Here is a 1,826-nt window from a genome sequence, read left to right as displayed (position 1 = left end):
CCGTCCCGCGCGGACGGGGGCGGCGGACCGCGCCGCCCCCGCACCGGTGCGCGCTCAGGCGGCGTGCCGCCGCATCGCCGGGACCCGGATCGGGCGCGAGCCCGGACCGCCGACGTGAGAGAAGGGCTGGGTGCGCCAGTCGAGTCCCTGGGGGAGCGTCAACAGCAGGGCCGTGTCCTGCTCCTGGGGAGTGACGGACTCGTCGGCCGGCCGCGCCTCGGCGGCCCTGCGGCCGGTGCCGGCGCAGACCGTGAGCCCGAACGGGTTCCACGGCGAGGCGCACAGCGCGTGCTCCGGCAGGGTGTCCTCGTCCGCGAGCAGGGCGATGGGCTGCGCGCAGTCCGGGCAGACGACCCGGTACATCTCGAAGGTGTCGTAGGCGTCGAGTTCCTCGTCCGGGACGTCGGGTTCGACGTACTCCGGATCGAGCTCGACGACCGGCTGCTGCCGCTTGGACGTGGTACGACCAAGGCGCTTAAGACTCTGCATTGGGTTCTCCCCCTCGGGCTGGGCCGTGAAGGCACTGCGGCCTCGACCACAGCAAGCACTTCCCGTCCCTCCTCCGGGGTAATCACGGGAACATCACGGAGACCGCTCGAAGGGTGTGGTGTTCGTCACATGCCAGGTGCGGGTGCCCCGTGCGGGGGCTTTGTCCCCCCGGACCGCGCGCGGTGGCCTCCGGCACATCACGAACCGGGCATGACCTGGGCGGCTCAGGTATCCGAGGAGATCAAGCGCACTGTAGGTTCTTGCGCCATGGAGGAGCTGGACCGACAGATCGTGCAGCTGCTCGTCAAGGACGGGCGGATGAGCTACACAGACCTGGGCAAGGCCACGGGCCTGTCCACGTCGGCCGTGCACCAGCGGGTGCGCCGGCTGGAACAGCGTGGCGTCATCCGCGGCTATGCCGCGGTCGTCGACCCGGAGGCCGTCGGCCTGCCCATGACCGCCTTCATCTCGGTCAAACCCTTCGACCCCAGCGCCCCCGACGACATCGCGGACCGCCTCGCCGGCGTCCCCGAGATCGAGGCCTGCCACAGCGTCGCGGGCGACGAGAACTACATCCTCAAGGTGCGCGTGTCCACACCGCACGAACTGGAGGAACTGCTCGCCCGCGTACGCTCACTGGCCGGCGTCTCCACCCGCACGACGGTGGTCCTCTCCACCCCCTACGAAGCCCGCCCGCCGCGCATCTGACACAGCCCCTCCGGCTGTACCACAGCCCTTCCGGCTGAATCGCAGCCCCTCCGGCGTTTGAGGAGCGGGGGTCCGGGGGCGGAGCCCCCGGGGGAAGGGAATGGGAGGGGGCGGCGGGGGCGATCACCATGGGCCGGACGGGAACGCGTGGGACGCGCCGCCCCCCGGGGTGGCCCTGCGTGCGGAACGCCCCGCACGACGCGCGAAACTGTGGGACATGAGTGAACGCACCGCCCCACCCCGCACCCTCCTGCTCCGCCGCGGTGAGGTCCACAGCCCCGCCGACCCCTTCGCGACCGCGATGGTCGTCGAGCGCGGCCAGGTCGCCTGGGTCGGCTCCGAGGGCGCCGCCGACGCCTTCGCGGACGGCGTCGACGAGGTGGTCGACCTCGACGGCGCGCTGGTCACCCCCGCGTTCACCGACGCGCACGTCCACACCACGGCCACCGGCCTCGCCCTCACCGGCCTCGACCTGTCCACCGCCCCCTCGCTGGAGGCCGCGCTGGTCCGCGTACGGGAGTTCGCCGCCGCCCGCCCGGACGACCGGGTCCTCCTCGGCCACGGCTGGGACGCCGCCCGCTGGCCCGGCGGCCGTCCCCCGACCCGCGCCGAGCTCGACGAGGCCACCG

General features: G+C 73.1%; 3 protein-coding genes. 2 read left to right on the top strand and 1 reads right to left on the bottom strand.

What is annotated here, in order from left to right:
* Positions 1–54: 54 nt before the first annotated feature.
* Positions 55–489, bottom strand: a complete 435-nt coding sequence (locus B7767_RS40830) for a hypothetical protein (protein ID WP_030867872.1) — start codon at positions 487–489, stop codon at positions 55–57.
* 267 nt (positions 490–756) lie between these two features.
* On the opposite strand from B7767_RS40830, the gene B7767_RS40825 reads away from it, so the two are divergent.
* Both B7767_RS40825 and B7767_RS40820 read left to right on the top strand, forming a co-directional pair.
* Positions 757–1,197 (top strand): Lrp/AsnC family transcriptional regulator, encoded by a 441-nt coding sequence (locus B7767_RS40825; RefSeq protein ID WP_030867874.1) that lies wholly within the window; start codon positions 757–759, stop codon positions 1,195–1,197.
* Positions 1,198–1,414: 217 nt separating this feature from the next.
* On the top strand, positions 1,415–1,826 hold a 412-nt coding region (locus tag B7767_RS40820; protein WP_143652951.1), incomplete at its 3' end, for an amidohydrolase family protein.

This window comes from Streptomyces sp. 13-12-16 (genome assembly GCF_002114215.1).
Classification (GTDB): Bacteria; Actinomycetota; Actinomycetes; order Streptomycetales; family Streptomycetaceae; genus Streptomyces.
Note: the sequence above shows the minus strand (reverse complement) of the source record. Positions and strands in the feature narration are given on the sequence as shown.